The organism is Burkholderia sp. Bp9004, assembly GCF_003858025.1.
Classification (GTDB): domain Bacteria; phylum Pseudomonadota; class Gammaproteobacteria; order Burkholderiales; family Burkholderiaceae; genus Burkholderia; species Burkholderia diffusa.
In genome coordinates this window covers 26,820-45,325 of the sequence record NZ_QTQD01000008.1, presented here as the reverse complement: position 1 = coordinate 45,325, position 18,506 = coordinate 26,820, and the positions used below count along the sequence as shown (strand labels likewise).

The 18,506-nt window shown below is 68.9% G+C and carries 19 protein-coding genes and 2 pseudogenes; 11 read left to right on the top strand and 10 right to left on the bottom strand.

The window, feature by feature from the left end; translation table 11 throughout:
• Window positions 1–698: 698 nt before the first annotated feature.
• Entirely contained in the window at window positions 699–1,256 is a 558-nt protein-coding gene (locus DIE08_RS11575; RefSeq protein WP_124901980.1) for a sugar O-acetyltransferase, read from the bottom strand.
• Window positions 1,257–1,666: 410 nt separating this feature from the next.
• Between DIE08_RS11575 and DIE08_RS11570 the strand changes: the two genes are divergently transcribed.
• Complete coding sequence (locus tag DIE08_RS11570) at window positions 1,667–2,281, top strand: glutathione S-transferase family protein (protein ID WP_059599998.1); 615 nt, start codon at window positions 1,667–1,669, stop codon at window positions 2,279–2,281.
• A gap of 74 nt (window positions 2,282–2,355) precedes the next feature.
• Here the strand turns inward: DIE08_RS11570 and DIE08_RS11565 are convergent, their stop codons facing one another.
• From DIE08_RS11565 to DIE08_RS36195, 3 genes are all read right to left on the bottom strand, one after another.
• Window positions 2,356–3,324, bottom strand: a complete 969-nt coding sequence (locus DIE08_RS11565) for an ion channel (RefSeq protein ID WP_124901979.1) — start codon at window positions 3,322–3,324, stop codon at window positions 2,356–2,358.
• 156 nt (window positions 3,325–3,480) lie between these two features.
• Window positions 3,481–4,500 carry a sulfate ABC transporter substrate-binding protein gene (locus tag DIE08_RS11560; protein ID WP_124626441.1) on the bottom strand — a complete coding sequence of 340 codons (1,020 nt, stop codon included), beginning with the start codon at window positions 4,498–4,500 and terminating at the stop codon, window positions 3,481–3,483.
• Between the two features lie 333 nt (window positions 4,501–4,833).
• The gene (locus DIE08_RS36195) at window positions 4,834–4,956 is read right to left on the bottom strand and encodes a hypothetical protein (protein WP_260436514.1); all 123 of its coding nucleotides are present in this window, start codon (window positions 4,954–4,956) and stop codon (window positions 4,834–4,836) included.
• On the opposite strand from DIE08_RS36195, the gene dapA reads away from it, so the two are divergent.
• Entirely contained in the window at window positions 4,955–5,848 is an 894-nt protein-coding gene (dapA, locus tag DIE08_RS11550) for a 4-hydroxy-tetrahydrodipicolinate synthase (protein WP_124901978.1), read from the top strand. The two genes, DIE08_RS36195 and dapA, sit on opposite strands and share 2 nt — an antisense overlap.
• 53 nt (window positions 5,849–5,901) lie before the next feature.
• On the opposite strand, the pseudogene DIE08_RS36555 reads toward dapA, so the two are convergent.
• Both DIE08_RS36555 and DIE08_RS11540 read right to left on the bottom strand, forming a co-directional pair.
• Window positions 5,902–6,072 (bottom strand): annotated as a pseudogene (locus tag DIE08_RS36555) (PIN domain nuclease); the annotation flags it as partial.
• An 18-nt stretch (window positions 6,073–6,090) separates the two neighbouring features.
• Window positions 6,091–7,134, bottom strand: a complete 1,044-nt coding sequence (locus tag DIE08_RS11540; protein ID WP_124901977.1) for a LysR substrate-binding domain-containing protein — start codon at window positions 7,132–7,134, stop codon at window positions 6,091–6,093.
• 108 nt (window positions 7,135–7,242) lie between these two features.
• On the opposite strand from DIE08_RS11540, the gene DIE08_RS11535 reads away from it, so the two are divergent.
• Window positions 7,243–8,499, top strand: a complete 1,257-nt coding sequence (locus DIE08_RS11535; protein WP_124901976.1) for an MFS transporter — start codon at window positions 7,243–7,245, stop codon at window positions 8,497–8,499.
• Window positions 8,500–8,688: 189 nt separating this feature from the next.
• Here the strand turns inward: DIE08_RS11535 and DIE08_RS11530 are convergent.
• Window positions 8,689–9,002: pseudogene (locus DIE08_RS11530) on the bottom strand (2Fe-2S iron-sulfur cluster-binding protein); the annotation flags it as partial.
• A 217-nt stretch (window positions 9,003–9,219) separates the two neighbouring features.
• Between DIE08_RS11530 and DIE08_RS11525 the strand changes: the two are divergent.
• Both DIE08_RS11525 and DIE08_RS11520 read left to right on the top strand, forming a co-directional pair.
• The gene (locus DIE08_RS11525; protein ID WP_124901975.1) at window positions 9,220–9,504 is read left to right on the top strand and encodes a hypothetical protein; all 285 of its coding nucleotides are present in this window, start codon (window positions 9,220–9,222) and stop codon (window positions 9,502–9,504) included.
• 51 nt (window positions 9,505–9,555) lie between these two features.
• Complete coding sequence (locus DIE08_RS11520) at window positions 9,556–11,676, top strand: phosphocholine-specific phospholipase C (protein WP_124901974.1); 2,121 nt, start codon at window positions 9,556–9,558, stop codon at window positions 11,674–11,676.
• A 54-nt stretch (window positions 11,677–11,730) separates the two neighbouring features.
• Here DIE08_RS11520 and DIE08_RS11515 read toward each other — a convergent pair whose 3' ends face one another.
• Entirely contained in the window at window positions 11,731–12,354 is a 624-nt protein-coding gene (locus DIE08_RS11515) for an alpha/beta hydrolase (RefSeq protein ID WP_059599990.1), read from the bottom strand.
• Window positions 12,355–12,600: 246 nt separating this feature from the next.
• Here DIE08_RS11515 and DIE08_RS11510 point away from each other — a divergent pair, with 246 nt between their 5' ends.
• From DIE08_RS11510 to DIE08_RS11490, 5 genes are read left to right on the top strand one after another with little or no spacing between them, the layout of a single operon-like run.
• Window positions 12,601–13,038, top strand: coding sequence for a VOC family protein (locus DIE08_RS11510; protein WP_044846155.1), 438 nt, complete (start codon window positions 12,601–12,603; stop codon window positions 13,036–13,038).
• Window positions 13,039–13,042: 4 nt separating this feature from the next.
• Window positions 13,043–13,984, top strand: a complete 942-nt coding sequence (locus tag DIE08_RS11505) for a glyoxylate/hydroxypyruvate reductase A (RefSeq protein ID WP_124901973.1) — start codon at window positions 13,043–13,045, stop codon at window positions 13,982–13,984.
• A gap of 29 nt (window positions 13,985–14,013) precedes the next feature.
• The gene (locus DIE08_RS11500) at window positions 14,014–14,946 is read left to right on the top strand and encodes a hydroxymethylglutaryl-CoA lyase (RefSeq protein ID WP_059523908.1); all 933 of its coding nucleotides are present in this window, start codon (window positions 14,014–14,016) and stop codon (window positions 14,944–14,946) included.
• Between the two features lie 22 nt (window positions 14,947–14,968).
• Complete coding sequence (locus DIE08_RS11495; protein WP_124626458.1) at window positions 14,969–15,475, top strand: YbaK/EbsC family protein; 507 nt, start codon at window positions 14,969–14,971, stop codon at window positions 15,473–15,475.
• Window positions 15,472–15,678, top strand: coding sequence for a DUF1289 domain-containing protein (locus DIE08_RS11490; RefSeq protein WP_059599985.1), 207 nt, complete (start codon window positions 15,472–15,474; stop codon window positions 15,676–15,678). Before DIE08_RS11495 ends, DIE08_RS11490 begins: the two co-directional genes overlap by 4 nt.
• Before the next feature lie 220 nt (window positions 15,679–15,898).
• Here the strand turns inward: DIE08_RS11490 and DIE08_RS11485 are convergent, their stop codons facing one another.
• Entirely contained in the window at window positions 15,899–16,801 is a 903-nt protein-coding gene (locus tag DIE08_RS11485; protein ID WP_124901972.1) for a DMT family transporter, read from the bottom strand.
• Between the two features lie 113 nt (window positions 16,802–16,914).
• On the opposite strand from DIE08_RS11485, the gene DIE08_RS11480 reads away from it, so the two are divergent.
• Window positions 16,915–17,412, top strand: a complete 498-nt coding sequence (locus DIE08_RS11480; protein ID WP_124901971.1) for an Lrp/AsnC family transcriptional regulator — start codon at window positions 16,915–16,917, stop codon at window positions 17,410–17,412.
• 48 nt (window positions 17,413–17,460) lie between these two features.
• On the opposite strand, the gene DIE08_RS11475 is transcribed toward DIE08_RS11480, so the two are convergent.
• On the bottom strand, window positions 17,461–18,357 hold the full coding sequence (locus tag DIE08_RS11475; protein WP_059599982.1) for an alpha/beta fold hydrolase: 897 nt from the start codon (window positions 18,355–18,357) through the stop codon (window positions 17,461–17,463).
• Window positions 18,358–18,506 lie beyond the last annotated feature (149 nt).

Genomic DNA, 18,506 nt, shown 5'->3' with positions numbered 1-18,506 from the left:
CCGAACAGCACGCGCCCGCCCTCACCGCTGAAATACACAGCACGTCGACTGGTTCCGGCGACCGGATATCCACATCGCGGCACACACTCGAATGAAACGCGCGATCGCGAGTGCGGTTAGAATGCGCGACCCTCGAAGCCGCAATCGACGATCAGAAACCGGTGCACGAGCCGACGCTCACCATCGAAATACACAGCGATTCGAGTGAAGCCTGCGGCAGGATATCCACACCATGATACGGGTGCGGAACTGTCGCCGATCCGCGCACGCCGTTAGAATGCGCGGCGTTCCGGATTTCGCGCGACGCGCTGAAAGTCCGCACCAGGCAAGTCTCACGTGCAATCGGGCGACGGCGCTCACCGTTCCAGCGCACAGCTTTTTTCGTCGTCGGGAACCCGGTTGTCCACACCCCGCATCGCGCATCGGGCCGCACGAGGTCGCACTCACCGGTGAAATGCACAGCGTGCCGAGTGGTTCCGGGGCCCTGATATCCACAACCGGCCCGGCGCGATGATTTGCCGCCGGCGCATCGGCAACGACGGCTCATGCCCCTGCCGGCGATCGGCGTCAAATGCCGGAAAACCCCGCAAATTCGGCCTCCGGCGGCACGCTCACCGTTCGAATCCACAGCATTTCGAGTGAACCGCGCGGCCGGTTGTCCACATCCGCTCCGCGGCGGGCGGCGCCCGCAAGCGCCCTCACTCGGCAATCGAACGGATGATCCGCGCCGGGTTTCCGCCGACCAGCGTATTCGGTGGAACGTCGCGCGTCACGACGGAACCCGCGCCGACAACCGCGTTCTCGCCAACCGTCACGCCGCCGATGATCGTCGCGCCCGCGCCGATCCACACGTTGCGCCCGATCGCGATCGGCCGGGCGACGACGGCGTCGCGTCGGCGGGATGGCTCGAGCGGATGGCCCGACGTGATGAGGCTGACGTTCGGGCCGATCATCACGTCGTCGCCGATGTCGAGGCCGCCGAGGTCGTAGAACGTGCAGTTCTGGTTGACGAATACATTGCGGCCGATCCGCGTATCGGCGCCGCCCGTCGCGTAGAACGGCGGGATCAGCAGGAAGCCGTCGTCCATCGGCTTGCCGATCAGTTCCCCGAACAATGCCCGGACTTCGTCCGCATCGTCGAACGTCAGACGGTTGAGCCGCGCCGTGATCGCCATCGTCCGCTGGAGCTCCGTGCACATCGCGGCCGATTGCGGCGTGCGCCGGGGAATGATCGTGGTGCGATCGTCGTTCGCCATTCGTTGATGATCTCCGTATGCGATCGAACCGGCACGCTGCGCATCACGCAGCGCCTGACTCGCCGAATGCGATCGCCTGGCCTTGAATTCAATCACTCGTTCGACCCGCGGGGTGGCCGGCTTTTCGTGTTTCGCGTCCCGTCGACGACCATCGTCCGGGCTCGCGCGACCAGCCGCCGACGCTACCGTCGGACCCGCGTGGTCGCGGCCGCGTCGGCCGGGCATTCATGCGTCAATTCACGACTAGTTCATCAATAACTAGTTATTTCATGAACTTCGGCAGCACCTGGCTTTGCGCGGAATTCGTTACCGGATTCCAGCTTCTACCTTCCGCCCCTGTCCGAACCTCTCCCGCTCGGGTACGCTTGAGCATCCACCGAACGACACGCACACCGATACGCGGAGGCGCGATGAAGCTCTACTACTGGCCGAAGACCCGGGCATTCCGGGCGCTGTGGATGCTGGAGGAAATCGGCGCCGTCTACGAGCTCGTGCCGATCGACCTGCGTTCGCACGAACAGGGCAGCGACGCGTTCGTCCAGGTCAATCCGATGGCCAAGCTGCCCGCGCTCGACGACGGCAGCGAACCATTCGCCGAATCCGGTGCCGTGCTGCTCTATCTCGCCGATCGCTGCCCGGGCGCCGGGCTCGGCATCGCGCCGGACGATCCGCTGCGTGGCCGCTTCCTGCAGTGGATGTTCTTCACGTCCACCTGCCTCGAACCCGCGATGGCCGAGAAATTCACCGGCGCGTCGGGCAATCCGGTCGCCTTCGGCTGGGGCAACATCACGCGCGTGCAGCGTGCACTCGCGCAAACGCTCGCCCACAATCGCTGGCTCGTCGGCGATCATTTCACCGCGGCCGACCTGTTGCTCGCCAGCACGCTGAAGACCGCGTTCGACGCGCACCTGCTGCCGCACGAAGGCGTGCTCGGCGACTATGTCGCGCGCGCCGAGGATCGCGACGGCCATCGCCGCGCGGTCGTGGTCGAACAGCGGGAAGCGGCGCGTCTGCTGCATGCGTGACGCATGAACGGCACGGCGTTCGGTCGCGACAGCCGCGACCGAATGCCGGCGACCGTCCGCGCCGGTCGCCGACGTCATGCAGCCGGCCCGGGCGCCTGCGTCGCCGCGTCGGCCCCGACCACCACGCCCGGCGAGCCACGCTCGTCGGTATCGGCATCGACCGGCACGACTTCGTGAAAATGCGTGTAATCGATGTGCGTGATGCCGCCTTCGTCGTGCATCAGGTCGACATAGCGATGACGCCAGCGGATCTCCGCATGCGCCCATGAGTAGCGCGCCTGCATGACTTGCGCGGTCGTCTCGTCGGAACCTTCGATCGTGATCAACAGCGACGCGTCGCGCGCGGCGAGCGACTCGGCGGTCTCGCCGAACAGCGGGCTCGTTTCGTCGATCACGTGCATCAGGTTCCAGCCGAGCAGGAAGATCGGATGCTCGCTGCGCACGAGCGGCAGGTCGTGGATCTTGCGCAGCGTATAACCCTCGTGCGTGCCTTCGACGCGCATCAGCCGCAGTTTCGCCTGCGCTTCGGCGATCACGTTCTGGCGCGCATTCGCGGCACGCACCATCAGCGTCATCTTGCCGTTCAGCGGGCGCACGATCGCGTAACGCGCGAACAGGATCTTCGCCTGCGGCCGCGAGAACCGCGCGAACACGAGGCCGGTCGCCAGCGCGATGCCCGACATCCCGATGAAGATTTCGAAGGTTGAGACAAGATGCGCATAGACGGTCTGCGGATGCATGTCGCCGTAGCCGACCGTGGCGAGCGTCTCGACGCTGAAGAAGAATGCGCCGACGAACCCGGCCGGCGACTGGTTCGCGATCGGCGCGTCGCCGAGCAGGTAAAGCGTCGCGAAGCCGCCGTTGAGCAGCAGGAACAGCACCGCGAGCGACAGGAAGAATACGGGCCAGCTCACCGTCAGCGCACGGTGATAGAGGTCGCGCCAGCCGAGCGGCGGCATCCCGTAAGCAATCACGGGGCGAGTGCCCGACCAGAGCTTGCGGCCACGGCCGCGGGAAGCTGGAGAGGACGGATCGACGTTCATCGCGCGAGGCCTGAAGCAGGGAGGCGATGAGCGTAGCACGCGAAGGCGGCGGCCGGGAATGCGGAGCGGGCTTTCCGCGTGACGCGCAAAAAAACGGCCGCATGAGCGGCCGGTTTCGCGGTCAGCTTGACCGCACGCGCGCGGCGTGCGGCGTGCTTACTTGCGGTCGACGATCACGCGGTCGAACGTGCCGCCGTCGGCGAAGTGGGTCTTCTGCGCGTTCGCCCAGCTGCCGAAAACCTGCTCGACGCTGAACGTCTTCAGCGGCTTGAACTCGGCCGCATGCTTCTTCAGCACGGCCGCGTCGCGCGGGCGCAGATGGTGCCGCGCGATGATCTCCTGCGCCTGCGGCGTGTACAGGTAGTCGAGATACGCCTGCGCGACCTTGCGCGTGCCCTTCTTGTCGACGACCTTGTCGACGACGGCGACGGGCGGCTCCGCGAGGATGCTCGCCGACGGGTACACGGCGTCGAATTCCGCCCCCGACGCGCCCGTGTCCATCAGCGCGACCTCGTTCTCGAACGTGACGAGCACGTCGCCGATGCCGCGCTGCGTGAAGGTCGTCGTCGCGCCGCGGCCGCCCGAGTCCAGCACCGGCACGTTGCGGAACACCGCCTTCTCGAAGTCGAGCGCCTGCTGATCGGTCGCGCCCTTCTGCTTCTGATAGCCCCACGCGGCGAGGTACGCGTAGCGGCCGTTGCCTGACGTCTTCGGGTTCGCGATGATCACCTGCACGCCCGGCTTCGCGAGATCGCTCCAGTCCTTGATCGCCTTCGGATTGCCCTTGCGCACGAGGAACACCATCGTCGTCGAGTACGGCGAGCTGTTGTCCGGGAAGCGCGCGCGCCAGTCCTTCGGCAGCAGCTGGCCGCGCTCGGCGAGCAGGTCGATGTCGTTCGGCTGGTTCATCGTCACGACGTCGGCCTGCAGCCCCTGCAGCACCGACAGCGCCTGCGCGCTCGACGCGCCGTGCGACTGCTTGATCGTCACGGTTTCGCCTGTCTGCTGCTTGTACGCGGCCGCGAAGCTCGTGTTGATGTCCTTGTACAGCTCGCGCGTCACGTCGTACGACACGTTCAGGATCGACGTGTCCGCGTGCGCGGCCGTTGCCGCCACGACCAGCGCCGCCGCGGCGCCCGTGTGCAGCCAGCGGCCGATCCCGTTGATGCTTGCCATCGTGATATGCCCCGTTTCCAGTGGTGGTGAATGTGCGTGACGGCACGCGTACGCGCTGTCATCCAAACGTAAGCGGGCATTCTAGCGGCCGGACGCCGCGCGCTTTCCAATCTGTCGTGCAAAGCAAATCTCGAATCCTGCTAAACGGGGCGCGCATCGCTCGCGTACGCGCCGGATCCGATGTTAAGATCGCCGCTCAGCCCTTTTCACGGTTCATCCATGTCCGCTGCCCTGCGCTCGCCCTCGATCCTTGCCGCCATCGCGGCAGGTGCGCGCGCGGCCGGGCTGAAACTGAAAAAACGACTCCTCGACTGACGGGGACGTCGCGTCCCGTCAGGCGAATGCCGGACGGGATGCGCGCAGGTCGTTTTCATCTTCTTGCTTGCACGCCTCGCTCCGGCGCACCGCCGGCGGAACGGTTCCTTTCCACTCCGTTTCCACCATGAGGTTTTTCATGCAAGCACGTTTCGAAGGTATCTGGCTGCCGCTCATCACGCCGTTCCACGACGGCGAGGTCGACCACGGCGCGCTCGCGCGGCTCGCGCGTCACTATGCGACGGCGGGCATCGCGGGTTTCGTCGCGGGCGCGACGACCGGTGAAGGCGTGCTGCTCGACGCGCGCGAACAGGACGCCGTGTTCGCGACGCTGCGCGATGCCGTACCCGGCCTGCCGATCGTCGTCGGGCTCACCGCGAGCGCGACGCACTTCGCGGCCGCCCGCGCACGCGAACTCGCCGCGCTGCGCCCCGACGGGCTACTCGTCACGCCGCCCGTCTACGTTCGGCCGACGCAGGACGGAATCCGCCGCCACGTCGAAGCGATCGTCGATGCGGCCGACCTGCCGGTGCTCGTCTACAACATCCCGTACCGCACCGGTGTGAACGTCGAACTGGAAACGCTGCAGGCGCTCGCGCGCGATCCGCGCGTCGCGGGCATCAAGGAGTGCGGCGGGACGCTCGACCGGATGAGCCGGCTCGTGCACGACACGCCGCTCGCGATCCTCTCCGGCGACGACAACCAGAACTTCGCCGCGCTGTGTGCCGGAGCGCACGGCGCGATCGCCAGCAGCGCGCATGTGCTGCCCGAATGGCATGTGCGCATTCATGCGCTGCTGCGCGACGGCCGGCTCGCCGACGCGCGGCGGCTGTCGGTCGCGCTGCAGCCGCTCGTCGCGGCACTGTTCGCGGAGCCGAATCCGGCACCGGTGAAGGCGGTGCTGGCCGCGCAAGGGTGGTGCGAAGACGGGTTGAGGTTGCCGTTCGTGCCGGCGAGCGAGGGGTTGCGGGACCGGCTGGCAGCGACGCTTGCGGCACTCGGCGAGATCGAGCCGGACATTGCCGTTGCATAGGCAACGGCTCGCTGCTCGACTCGGCAACCAGCGCGTTCTGCGTCCGGCGTGTTTCAAGCAGTCGGAACCTGAGACAGGCCGTAGCGTGCAAGCCGGGCGTCGGCCGTCACGCGTTTCTGCGGTTCATGCCGAGCTTGCGCGACGAGCAAGCGATCGAACGGGTCGCGACGATGGTGCGGCAAATCATGCACTGCGGCCCCGTGCACGGCGCGAACCGGCAGTTCGCCTTGCGGGACGCCGAGTCACGCCGCGAGCGCCGCCCCCTCCCCCGCCGTCGCGTCCCGCACCGCCTGAGTGACGATCCGCGCGAGCCGCTCGACGGTCGGCGTCGCCGACGACGTACGCCGCAGCAGCATCAGCGGCAGGCTCGGCAGCGCCGGCAGCCCGGACGACGCCGCGTCGAGCACGCGCACCGACGCGGGCAGCCCGTAGTGCGAGCGCACCGTCAGCCCGAGGCCGGCCGCCGCCGCGGCCCACAGCCCGGCCAGGCTCGGCGTCGTGAACGCGACGCGCCACGGCACGTCCGCGCGATCGAGCGCATCGGTCGCCGCGCCGAAGAAGCGGCACGGCCGGTCGAACACGACGAGCGGCAGCGGCTCGCCCGACGCGCGCATCGCACGAAGACGCGCGCCGCCGTCGTCATCCGCCTCCGCCGGCCCGTCGCCGTCCGGCATTCCGAAGCCGCTCGCGCCGACCGCCGCGATCCACTGCATCGGCACCTGCGCGATCGCGTCGCTGTCGATGCCCGCGCGCGACACCAGCGTCGCCGACGCCGGGTCGCCCCATACGAGCGCGAGATCGAGCTGGTTCGCGTCCAGCCGCTCGAGCAACTCGGCATTGCGCGCGACGCGCGCCTCGATCCTCACCTTCGGATGCGCCCGCGCGAAACGCCCGAGCACGTCGGGCAGGATCGCTTCGCCGAAGTCCTCCTGCAGGCCGACGCGCACCCAGCCGTCGAGATTCACGCCGCGCACCGCTGCGGCCGCTTCATCGTTCAACTCGATCATCCGCCGCGCATAGCGCAGCATCGCGTCGCCGGCGTCGGTCAGCGCGAGCCCTCGCCCGGCCTTCACGAACAACGGCGTGCCGGCCTGTTCCTCGAGCTTGCGGATCTGCGCGCTCACCGCCGACGACGAACGCGCGACGCGATCGGCGGCCTTCGCGAAGCTGCCGAGATCCACGCCCGCCACCAGGCTGCGCAACGCCGCGACGTCGAAGTTCGGCCGGGCCAGCGCGGCGTCGGGTGCGAGCGCCACCGCGCCGTGGGCATTGTCTTGTCCGGACATCTCAATCATCCCGTTTTATCGAACGATTCATCAAAAACTTTCCGATTTTCGGGATGAATGTAGATCGCCACACTGACGATGTCAATTTCCAGAACGGGCCCTGTCGCCATGGATACCTCCTGCCTTGCTTCCCCGCCCTCGCCCGCGCACGCCGCGCGCGGCCCGGCCCACCGCTGGCGCGTGCTCGCGGCCGGCGTCGCCGCGAACATGAGCTTTTCCGCGGCCGCGGCCGGCATTCCGACCACCGCCGTGTGGATGCGCTCGGCCTATCACCTCGACAACGGCGCGCTCGGCCTCGTGCTCGGCGCGCTCGGCTTCGGCGTCGCGCTCTCGGAGTTGCCGTGGGGAATCGCCGCCGACCGTTTCGGCGATCGCCGCGTGCTGCTCACCGGCCTCGTCGCGACGGCCGCGATGCTCGCGCTGATGGTGGCCGCGATCGTCCCGACCGCGCACGCGGTGCCGCCGCTCATGCGCGTCGTCGCGGCGATGTGCTGCGTCGGCCTGCTCGGCGGCAGCGTGAACGGATCGAGCGGACGCGCGGTGATGCGCTGGTTCGGCGAACGCGAACGCGGGCTCGCGATGAGCATCCGCCAGACGGCCGTGCCGCTCGGCGGCGGCGTCGGCGCGGCGCTGCTGCCGTCGCTCGCGTCGCATGCGGGCTTCGCCGCGGTGTACGGCGCGTTGATGCTGCTGTGCGCCGGATCGGCCGCGCTGACGTGGCGCTGGCTGCACGAACCGCCCGACGCGCCGGCCGGCACGCACCGTCCTGTCGCGCAGCAGCAGCCGGCCGCGCCCGTGCGCAGTCCGCTTGCGAGCGGCCGCGTGTGGCGCATCGTGCTCGGCATCGGCGCGCTGTGTGCGCCGCAGTTCGCGGTGCTCACGTTCGCGACCGTGTTCTTGCACGATTTCGGCCGGCTCGGCCTCGCCGGCATCAGCGCGGCGATGGTGGCGCTGCAGCTCGGCGCAATGGTGATGCGCGTGTGGAGCGGCCGCCATACCGACCGGCACGGCAACCGGCGCGCGTACCTGCGCGGGTCGGTCTGCGTCGCGGCCGGATCGTTCGCGCTGCTCGCGGCCGCGACCGCCGGCAGCCCACACGTACCGCTCGCCGCGATCGTCGCGATCCTCGTGTTCGCCGGCATCTGCGTGTCGGCCTGGCACGGCGTCGCGTATACCGAACTCGCGACGCTCGCGGGCGCGAACCACGCAGGCACCGCGCTCGGGATGGCGAACACGATCGTCTATCTCGGGCTGTTCGCGACGCCGCTCGCGATTCCGCCGCTGCTTGCCGTCAGTTCGTGGAGCGTGGTCTGGCTCGCGGCCGCGCTGATCGCGGGCGCGACCTGGCCGCTGTTTGCCCGATAGCGAGCCGTCGCGCGGAACACGCGGACGCCGCGCGGTCCATACCGCGACGCAAGCACGCCGTCGTCCCACCTCGCGGGCCAGCGCGCGCCGAGCGGCGGCTGCGTCGCCCGCACGGCCACCGTGCGACATCCGTTGCGCGTTCGCATGTGATCGCTTCCACCGCGTTGCCCCCCGTGCAAACGTGGTGGTTGCGTGCGCGGCGCGCACGGCGGCGGCGATGTTCGGGGACGCGCCGCAGCGACACAGGTTGCCGCTCATGCGCTCGCGAATCTTGTCGTCCGACAGTTGCACGGGACGATGCCGCACGTCGCCGGTGGCAGCGCTCGCGGCACCCACCGCGAACGCGTCGCGCAGCACGGTGGCACAGCAGAGCTGGTCGGACGTGCGATAGCCGCACTGAAATGCATCGTGTTCGATGAATGATGCTGCACCGGGCTCGACACGCCGCCGCGTGCGGGCCCTTCGACGGTCGTGATCCGCGCACCTTCGTGCATCACCGCGAGCCCCGGTCGTCCCGCCGCACGTGCATGCTAATGCGTGCAGCATCTGCATCCGCTGGAAAATTCCGCCATCCGTGGATGCGACTTTCCGCGAAAGCGTTCGGTCAGGTTTGCGAAAGCATTTCGCGATCATGCTCCGGTCGCAAACGATTCACCGAATCGTCGCATCCTCCCGGCATACTCGAAAACGTTTCCCGATCCGCCTGCCAGGAGAGAAGTCATGCGTCGCGCTGCCCTCGTCGTCGTTCTATGTGCCGCCACCCTCGTCGCCGCCTGCAGCGACGACGCGCCGCACGACGCGCACGCGGCCGACGCCTCCCAACAGGCCGGCGCATCGTCCGGCTCCGCGAGCGCGTTCAACAGCGCCGCGGGCGCGAGCGCCGCCGCGTCCGATGCCGCACCGCTCGCGCCGCCCGTCGTCCACTACCCGCCCGACGATGACGACGACACGAAGCCCGCGATGAACCCGGGCGCGTCCGGCGTCGCCGCATCGTCGGCGCATTGATTCCACCGTTCCTGTCCCTGCCCCCCGATCGCAGAACCGAGGTGAAATAACATGACGTCATCGAGCCGCCGCCGTTTCCTGCATACCGTCGCACAATCCGCGGGCGCCGCCGTCGCGCTCAACGCGTTCCCCGAATCGATCCGCCGCGCGCTCGCGATTCCGGCCGCGCGCGGCACCGGCACGATCCGCGATGTCGAGCACATCGTCGTGTTCATGCAGGAGAACCGTTCGTTCGACCATTACTTCGGACACCTGCGCGGTGTGCGCGGCTACAACGACCGCTTCCCGATTCCGCTGCCGAACGGCAAGCCGGTGTGGTACCAGCCGTCGAAGGAAGACCCGGCGAAGCCCGTGCTGCCGTTCCGGCTCGACACGAAGACGACCAGCGCGCAGTGCCTCGGCGCGCTCGACCACTCGTGGGCGAAGACCCACGCGGCGATCGACGGCGGCCGCTACGACCAGTGGCCCGCGAACAAGACCGACATGACGATGGGCTATCACGTGCGCGAGGACATCCCGTTCCACTACGCGCTCGCCGATGCGTTCACCGTCTGCGACAACTACTTCTGCTCGCTGCCGGGGCCGACGCACCCGAACCGCTCGTACCTGATGACGGGCACGGTCGACCCGACCGGCAAGTTCGGCGGCCCGCTGCTCGACAACGCCGACTACGTCGACGGCGACCTGCCGCCCGCGTACCAGCTGCTGTCGTGGACGACCTTCCCCGAACGGCTCGAGGCGCGCGGCGTGTCGTGGCAGATCTACCAGCAGGGGCTCACGTGGGCCGATCCGTACAACGGCAACTACGGCACGAACATCCTGCAGAACTTCACGAACTTCATCAACGCGAAGCCGGGCTCGTCGCTGTACCAGCGCGCGCAGACGGTGCGCACGCTCGACAACCTGAAGGACGACGTGATCAACGACCGGCTGCCGCAGGTGTCGTGGCTGCTGCCGCCCGCCGTGTTCTCCGAACATCCGAAATACACGCCGGCATACGGCGCGAACTACACGTCGCAGATCCTCGACGCGCTCACGGCGAATCCGGACGTGTGGGCGAAGACCGTGCTGTTCATCATGTACGACGAGAACGACGGCTTCTTCGATCACGTCGTGCCGCCGCAGCCGCCGACGTCGGCCGCGCAGGGCGCATCGACCGTGACCACCGACGGCGAACTGCACACGGTCGTGAATCCCGGCCGCGGTGGCAGCTACACGGCCGACGGCCTGCCGTACGGCCTCGGGCCGCGCGTGCCGATGACGGTCGTGTCGCCGTGGTCGAAAGGCGGCTTCGTGTGCTCGCAGGTGTTCGACCATACCTCGGTGATCCGCTTCATCGGCGAACGCTTCGGTGTCGACGAGCCGAACATCACGCCGTGGCGCCGGACCGTCTGTGGCGACCTCACCGCCGCGTTCGACTTCCGCTCGTCCGACGCGTCGTTTCCGACGCTGCCCGACACGAGCCAGTACCGCTCGATCGCCGACCAGCAATGCACGTCGCAACCCGCGCCGACCGTGCCCGCGATGCCGTCGCCGATCGATCCGCAGGAGCCCGGCGTGCGGCCGGCCCGCGCGCTGCCGTACGAACTGCACGTGAACGCGAGCATCTACGGCGGCAACACGCTGCGCATCGAGTTCGCGAACCGCGGCAACCAGGGCGCGCACTTCCAGGTGTACGCGACGAACCGCACCGACGGCCCGTGGCGCTACACGGTCGGCGCGCGCCGCGTGCTGCACGCGGACTTCGACCTGACGGATACGAACGGCGCGTATGCGTTCTCGGTGTACGGCCCGAACGGCTTCGTGCGGATGTTCGCGGGCAACGTGTCGGCCGCGACGGCGCGCCGCCGCAACCATGCGCAGCCGGAAGTGAAGGCCGGCTACGACATCGCGAACGGCAACCTGTACCTGAAGCTGCGCAACCATGGCGCGGGCCACGTGACGCTCACGCTGGCAGACAACGCATACGGCACGCCCCCGCGCCAGGTGACGCTGCACGGCGGCGACGAACACGTCGAGCAATGGGCGCTCGCGTCGAGCCATCACTGGTATGACGTGACGGTGAGCGACGGCGCGAACGGCACGTTCTCGCGCCGCTTCGCGGGCCACGTCGAGAACGGCCGGCCGAGCTACTCGGATCCGGCCGCGGTGCGGCCCGTTTCCGCGTCGTAAGTCCCGCAGCACGACGCTGCACGGCCCGCGCCGCGCAGCGCGTGCGCGTGAGTGTCAGATCGCGTGCGCGAGCGCGCGGTCGACGAGCGCGGCGTCGAAGCCGTCGTCCGCGTCGCGAAAGCGCAGCGGCGCCGCGCAGTGCACCAGCGTGTCGATGAAATGCTTCGCGCGCGGCCACGGCCCGAAGCCGGCCGCGGTGTTGATGTGCCCGGCGTCGCCGAGATTGACGAATGCGCTGCCGAGCCGCTGCGCGAGCGTGCGCGCATCGGCGAGCGGCATCCACGGATCGGTCTCGCTGCCGATCACGATCGACGGCACCGCGAGCCGGCGCGCGTCGAACGGCCCGGCGAACGTGAATTTCTTCGGACTGGCCGGTGCGACAAGCAGCACGCCCGCGACGTCGGCCGCCAGCGGCCATTGCGCGAGCGCATGCGCGGCCGCGAGGCAGCCGAAGCTGTGCGCGGCCAGCACGAACGGGCCGCGCTCGCGCTCGAGCAGCGCGCGCACGGACTGCGCCCAGCGCGCGAGATCGGGGGCATCCCAGTCGGCCTGTTCGACCCGCAGCGAACGCGAGAACTGCCGCTCCAGCCAGGTCTGCCAGTGGGCGCCTTCGCTGCCGTGCAGGCCCGGAACGGTCACGAGCCGCGGCGGCCACGCCGATTTGCTGCATGCGCGCATGATTGCCCTCGCTTGCTTTGCTTGGAGACGAGATTCAATTGTGGCGTGCCGCGCACGGCGGCCGAACCAATATTTTGTGCTTTGCTTTTGCGCGGGACGGCCGCCGGCTCGGGCCGCCCGGTATGGGCTGGCCGCCTCGCGGCGGCGCAACGCGCCGCGAAACCGTAGAATGTGGGCTTCCCGCTTGCCTTGCATCGGATCGAACCGGGCGCCGCCGCGCCGGTTCCGATCGACAGGAGACGCCCGATGTCCGCTACGCCCGCCGGCGCGCTGCGCCCGTTCCATCTCGCCTTTCCCGTGTCGAGCCTCGCCGGCGCGCGCGCGTTCTACGGCGGCCTGCTCGGCTGCCCCGAGGGCCGCAGCTCGGAACACTGGGTCGACTTCGATTTCTTCGGGCACCAGCTCGTCGCGCACCTCGCGCCGGACGAAACCGGCAAGAGCGCGGTGAACCCGGTCGACGGCGACGACGTGCCCGTCCGCCATTTCGGCGTCGTGCTGTCGATGGATGAATGGCATGCGCTCGCCGACAAGCTCAAGGCCGCGCATACGCGCTTCGTGATCGAGCCGCACATCCGCTTCAAGGGCGAGGTCGGCGAGCAGGCGACGATGTTCTTCCTCGATCCATGCGGCAACGCGCTGGAATTCAAGGCGTTCGCCGACATCGGCCAGCTGTTCGCGAAGTAGGCGCATGAAGATCCTGTTCTACTCGCCGCATCAGGAAGCCGACGCATGGCGCGGCGCGATCGCACGGGCGCTGCCCGAGGCCGAGCTGCGCGCCTGGCAGCCGGGCGACACGGGCGCGGCCGACTACGCGCTCGTATGGCGCGCGCCGCGCGAGCTGTTCGCGCCGCGCGACGGCCTGCGCGCGATCTTCAATCTGGGCGCGGGCGTCGACGCGCTGCTCGCGCTCGACCGCGCGCATCCCGGCACGCTGCCGCGCGACGTACCGCTGGTGCGCCTCGAGGATTCGGGCATGGCGCGGCAGATGATCGAATACGTGACGCACGCGGTGCTGCGCTACCTGCGCCGCTTCGACGAATACGACGCGCTGCAGCGCGAGCGCCGCTGGCAGCCGCTCGAACCGCATCCGCGCGCGAGTTTCACCGTCGCGGTACTCGGTCTCGGCGTGCTCGGCGCGCAGGTCGCGCAGGCGCTCGCGGCGCTCGGCCTGCCGGTGTGCGGCTACAGCCGCAGCCCGAAACGGCTCGACGGTGTCGAGACCTTCGCGGGCGACGACGCGCTCGACGCGTGCATCGACGGCGCGAAGCTGCTCGTGAACCTGCTGCCGAGCACGCGCGATACCGACGGGATCCTGTCGGCACGGACCTTCGCCAGGCTGGCGCCGGGCGCGTACCTGGTGAACGTCGCACGCGGCGCGCATCTCGTCGAGGCCGACCTGCTCGACGCGCTCGCGAGCGGCCGGATCGCCGCCGCCACGCTCGACGTGTTCCAGCATGAGCCGCTGCCCGTCGACCACCCGTTCTGGCACGCGCCGCGCATCACGATCACGCCGCACAGCTCGGCCGAGACGCTGCGCGACGAAGCCGTCGAGCAGATCGCCGGCAAGATCCGCGCGCTCGAGCGCGGCGAGCGCGTCGGCGGCATCGTCGACTACGCGCGCGGCTACTGAATTCCGCTTATACAAAACTGGAGACAACCATGACGTTCCCCACCGCCGTCAAGATCGTCGAAGTCGGCCCGCGCGACGGGCTGCAGAACGAAAAGACCTTCGTGCCGACCGACGTGAAGATCGCGCTCGTCGACCGGCTGTCGCGCGCCGGCTTCCGCAATATCGAGGCCGCGTCGTTCGTGTCGCCGAAATGGGTGCCCCAGATGGCCGACGGCGCCGACGTGATGGCCGGCATCGAGCGTCGCGCGGGCACCGTGTATTCGGTGCTCACGCCGAACCTGAAAGGCTTCGAGAACGCGCTCGCCGCGCGCGCCGACGAAGTGGTGATCTTCGGCGCGGCGAGCGAGGCGTTCTCGCAGCGGAACATCAACTGCAGCATCGCCGAGAGCATCGCGCGCTTCGAGCCGGTCGCGAAGGCCGCGAAGGATGCCGGCCTGCGGCTGCGCGGCAGCGTGTCGTGCACGCTCGGCTGCCCGTACCAGGGCGAGGTGCCGGTCGCCTCGGTCGTCGACGTCGTCGAACGCTTCGCCGCGCTCGGCTGCGACGAGATCGACATCGCCGACACGATCGGCGTCGGCACGCCGAAGCGCACCCGCGAAGTGCTGTCGGCCGTCACGCGGGTGTTTCCGCGCGAGCGGCTGTCGGGCCACTTCCACGACACCTACGGCCAGGCGCTCGCGAACATCTACGCGGCGCTGTTCGAAGGGATCGAGATCTTTCACGCGTCGGTCGCCGGCCTCGGCGGCTGCCCGTATGCGAAGGGCGCGACCGGCAACGTCGCGACCGAGGACGTGCTGTACCTGATGCAGGGCCTCGGCATCGACACCGGCATCGACCTCGCGCAGGTGGTCGCCGCCGGCGACTTCATCTCCAACGCGATCGGCCGCGCGAACGTGTCGCGCGCCGGTCGCGCGCTGCTCGCCAAGGCGCAGAGCGCGGCCGACACGCCGAGTTGCGTCTGACCCCAACACTGACGGATTCTCCATGACGACACCCGCTTCATTCGACTCTCTCCCCGACTCCGCGCGACGCGTCGCGCTGCTGCTGCGCGAACGCGGGCACGCGAAAGGGATCGTGATGCTCGCCGAAACCGGCAAGACCTCCGCCGAGGCTGCGGCCGGGCTCGGCTGCGAGGTCGCGCAGATCGCGAAGTCGATCCTGTTTCGCCGCGAATCGGACGGCCTGCCGGTGCTCGTCGTCGCAAGCGGCGTGAACCGCGTCGACGAGAAGAAGGTCGCCGCGCAAGTTGGCGCGGTCGGCCGCGCCGATGCGAAATTCGTGCGCGACAACACCGGCTACGCGATCGGCGGCGTCTGCCCGATCGGCCATCTCGTCGAACCGGTCACGCTGATCGACGCCGACCTGCTCGAACTGGACAGCCTCTGGGCGGCCGCCGGCCATCCGCACGCGGTGTTCAACCTGTCGCCGCAGGAGCTCGTGTCGCTGACGGGTGCGCCGGTCGCCGACGTCGCGCTGCGCAACGACGCATGAGCGAGATGCCGGTATCGGTCGGCACGGTCGCGTCGCCGTGCACCGACGTATGCAGGATCGATCCGCGCACCGACTGGTGCGCGGGCTGCCTGCGCACGCGCGACGAGATCAAGGGATGGCGCGCGTCCGACGACGACGCGAGGCGCGTGTTGCTCGCGCGGCTCGACGCGCGGCGGCGCCTGCTCGCGCGGAGCGGCGCATAAAAAAATGCCGTTCGGCCTGCTTGGCGAACGGCATGAGATCGGAATCCTGTGAACGTGATCAACGTCACAGCCCGCATCATACGAGCGACGCTGCGGCGTCGCATCGGGTGTTTCCCTACAACTTCTTACAGCGTTTTTCACGCGCAACCTTCGTTCCCGGGCGCGGCGCCAGCGGGTGTCGGCAACCTGCCGTAGCGGCAAGCCGAATCGCACGACCGTTTCAGTTGCCGGCCGCCGCGCGACGCGCGGGCACGATGCGCCAGCCGAGATTCACGCCGGCCGCCGCGAGCAGGATCAGCAGTGCGCCGAGCACCTGCGTCCACGCGAGCGTCTGCCCGAACGCGATGCGATCGACGATGATCGCGACGACCGGATAGACGAACGACAGCGCGCCCGTCATCGCGACCGGCAGCTTCTGGATCGCACCGTACAGCAGCACATACATCACGCCGGTGTTCACGACGCCGAGCACGACGAGATCGAGCCACTGCGCGGCCGTCGCGGGCAATGTGCCGAAGTGCGCGAACGGCGCGAGCAGCACGATGCCGAGGCCGGCCTGCAGCAGCGCGAGCAGGTGCGGCGGCGTGCCCTTCAGGTGCTTCGTGATGATCGACGACACCGCGTACAGAAACGCCGCGCCAAGCGACAGCGCGACGCCTTCGAGATATTCGCCGGGCACCGCGAGCACGGCCGGCTCGACGCGCACCACGCACACGAGCCCGATGAAGGCGAGCGCGAGCCACGCGATCGTCGACGCGCTGATCCGTTCGCGGAACACGATCGCGCCGAGCGCGACGAGCATGAACGGCTGCGTGTTGTAGACGGCGGTCGCCATCGAGATCGACGCGCGCGAATACGCGGCGAACAGCAGCAGCCAGTTCGCGACGATCGCGATGCTGCCGAGCGCCGCGAGCGCGAGCATGCGCGGCGAGAACAGCGAGCGACGCAGGAAGCCGAGCGCCGCGCAGACGATCGCGAGCGTCGCGGCGCCGAACAGGCAGCGGAAGAACACGACGTTGGTGAGCGGCTGCTGCGACGACATCACGAGCCAGCCGATCGTGCCGGACATCATCATCGCGACGACCATCTCGGCGGCACCGCGGCGGGTTTCGTTCGAGGCCATCATGGACTCCGTTTGACGAGAGAAGATGACTTCGATTCTAGGAACTTGCTTTCCGCGCATCCACGACTAAACTGAAGCGAAACCACCGATTCACCTTCGAAAGCAAAGCGATCATGGCGAAACGCCTTTCCCCTCCCGCCGTCGCGTCGCTGGACGCAACCGACCGCGCGATCCTCGCGGCGCTCGCCGAGGATGCGCGCATTGCCACCAGCGAACTGGCGCGACAGATCGGGCTATCGGCGCCCGCGACCGCCGACCGCGTGCGACGGCTCGAAGCGCAGGGTGTGATCGCGGGTTTCACCGTCGAGCTCGACCCGCGCGCGCTCGGCTACACGCTGCAGGCGATCGTGCGCGTGAAGCCGCTGCCGGGGCAATTGCATCTCGTCGAGGAAGTGTTGCGGCGGATTCCGGAATTCGTCGAATGCGACAAGGTGACCGGCGAGGACTGCTTCATCTGCCGGCTCTATCTGCGCACGATCGAGCACCTCGACGACATCCTGTCGAAGGTGACGGAGCGCGCGGAAACGAGCACGGCGATCGTGAAATCGACGCCGGTGCCGCGCCGCCTGCCGCCGCTCGTCGACGACGACGACGACGCCACGCGCCGCTGATCGTCGTCGCGCGGCAAGCACCGCGCTGCCCGCGGCGGCCGGCGCCGCTCACGCGGCCGCGTCGCGTGCCTCGAAGAACGCGAGCAGCTCGTCGATCAGCGCGACGGGTGCCTCCTCCGGAATGTAGTGCCCGCAATCGAGCGCGCGGCCGCCGACGTCGCGCGCGACGCGCCGCCACTCGCCGAGCGGATCGAAGCAGCGCCCGACGATCCCGTGCTCGCCCCACAGCACGCGCAGCGGGCACGCGACCTTGTTGCCGCGCTCGAGATCCGCGCGGTCGTGCTCGAGATCGATCGTCGCCGACGCGCGGTAGTCCTCGCACATCGCATGCACCGCGCCCGGCTGCGCGAGCGCGGCGCGATACGCGGCGAGCGCCTCCGGCGCGAACGGCGCGAGCCCGGCGGACCGGTTGCCCATCACGCGCTCGATGTACGCATCGGTGCGGCCTTCGATCAGCGTTTCGGGGAGCGGCGCCGGCTGGATCAGGAAGAACCAGTGAAAATACGCGGTCGCGAACGCGCGGTCCGTCTGCTCGTACATCGCGAGCGTCGGCGCGATGTCGAGCAGCATCATCCGCTCGACGGCCGCCGGATGATCGAGCGCGAGCCGGTGCGCGACGCGCGCGCCGCGATCGTGTGCGCAGACGTGGAATTGCTCGAAGCCGAAATGCCGCATCACGGCAACCTGGTCGGCCGCCATCGCGCGTTTCGAATACGGCGCATGCCGCGCATCGCTCGGCGGCTTGCCCGACGCGCCGTAGCCGCGCAGGTCGGTCGCGATCACCGTGAAGTGATCCGCCAGCGTCGCGGCGACGCGATGCCAGATCATGTGGGTCTGCGGATGGCCGTGCAGCAACAGAAGCGGTGGCCCCGCGCCTCCTTTGACACCGAAGATGTCGGTGTCCTGCACCGTCACGCGAAACGGTGCAAACGCCTCAAACGACATGGTTTGTTTCTCGTTGGTTTGTTATGGCGGCTATTGTAGGAGCGCGCGGCCGACCGCTGCGCGCGGCAGATGCCCGAATGCGTAGAAAGAGAACACTCACTCGATTGCCGCCATGCCGCGCCGTTTGCTAAGCTCGCGTAGAATCGCAC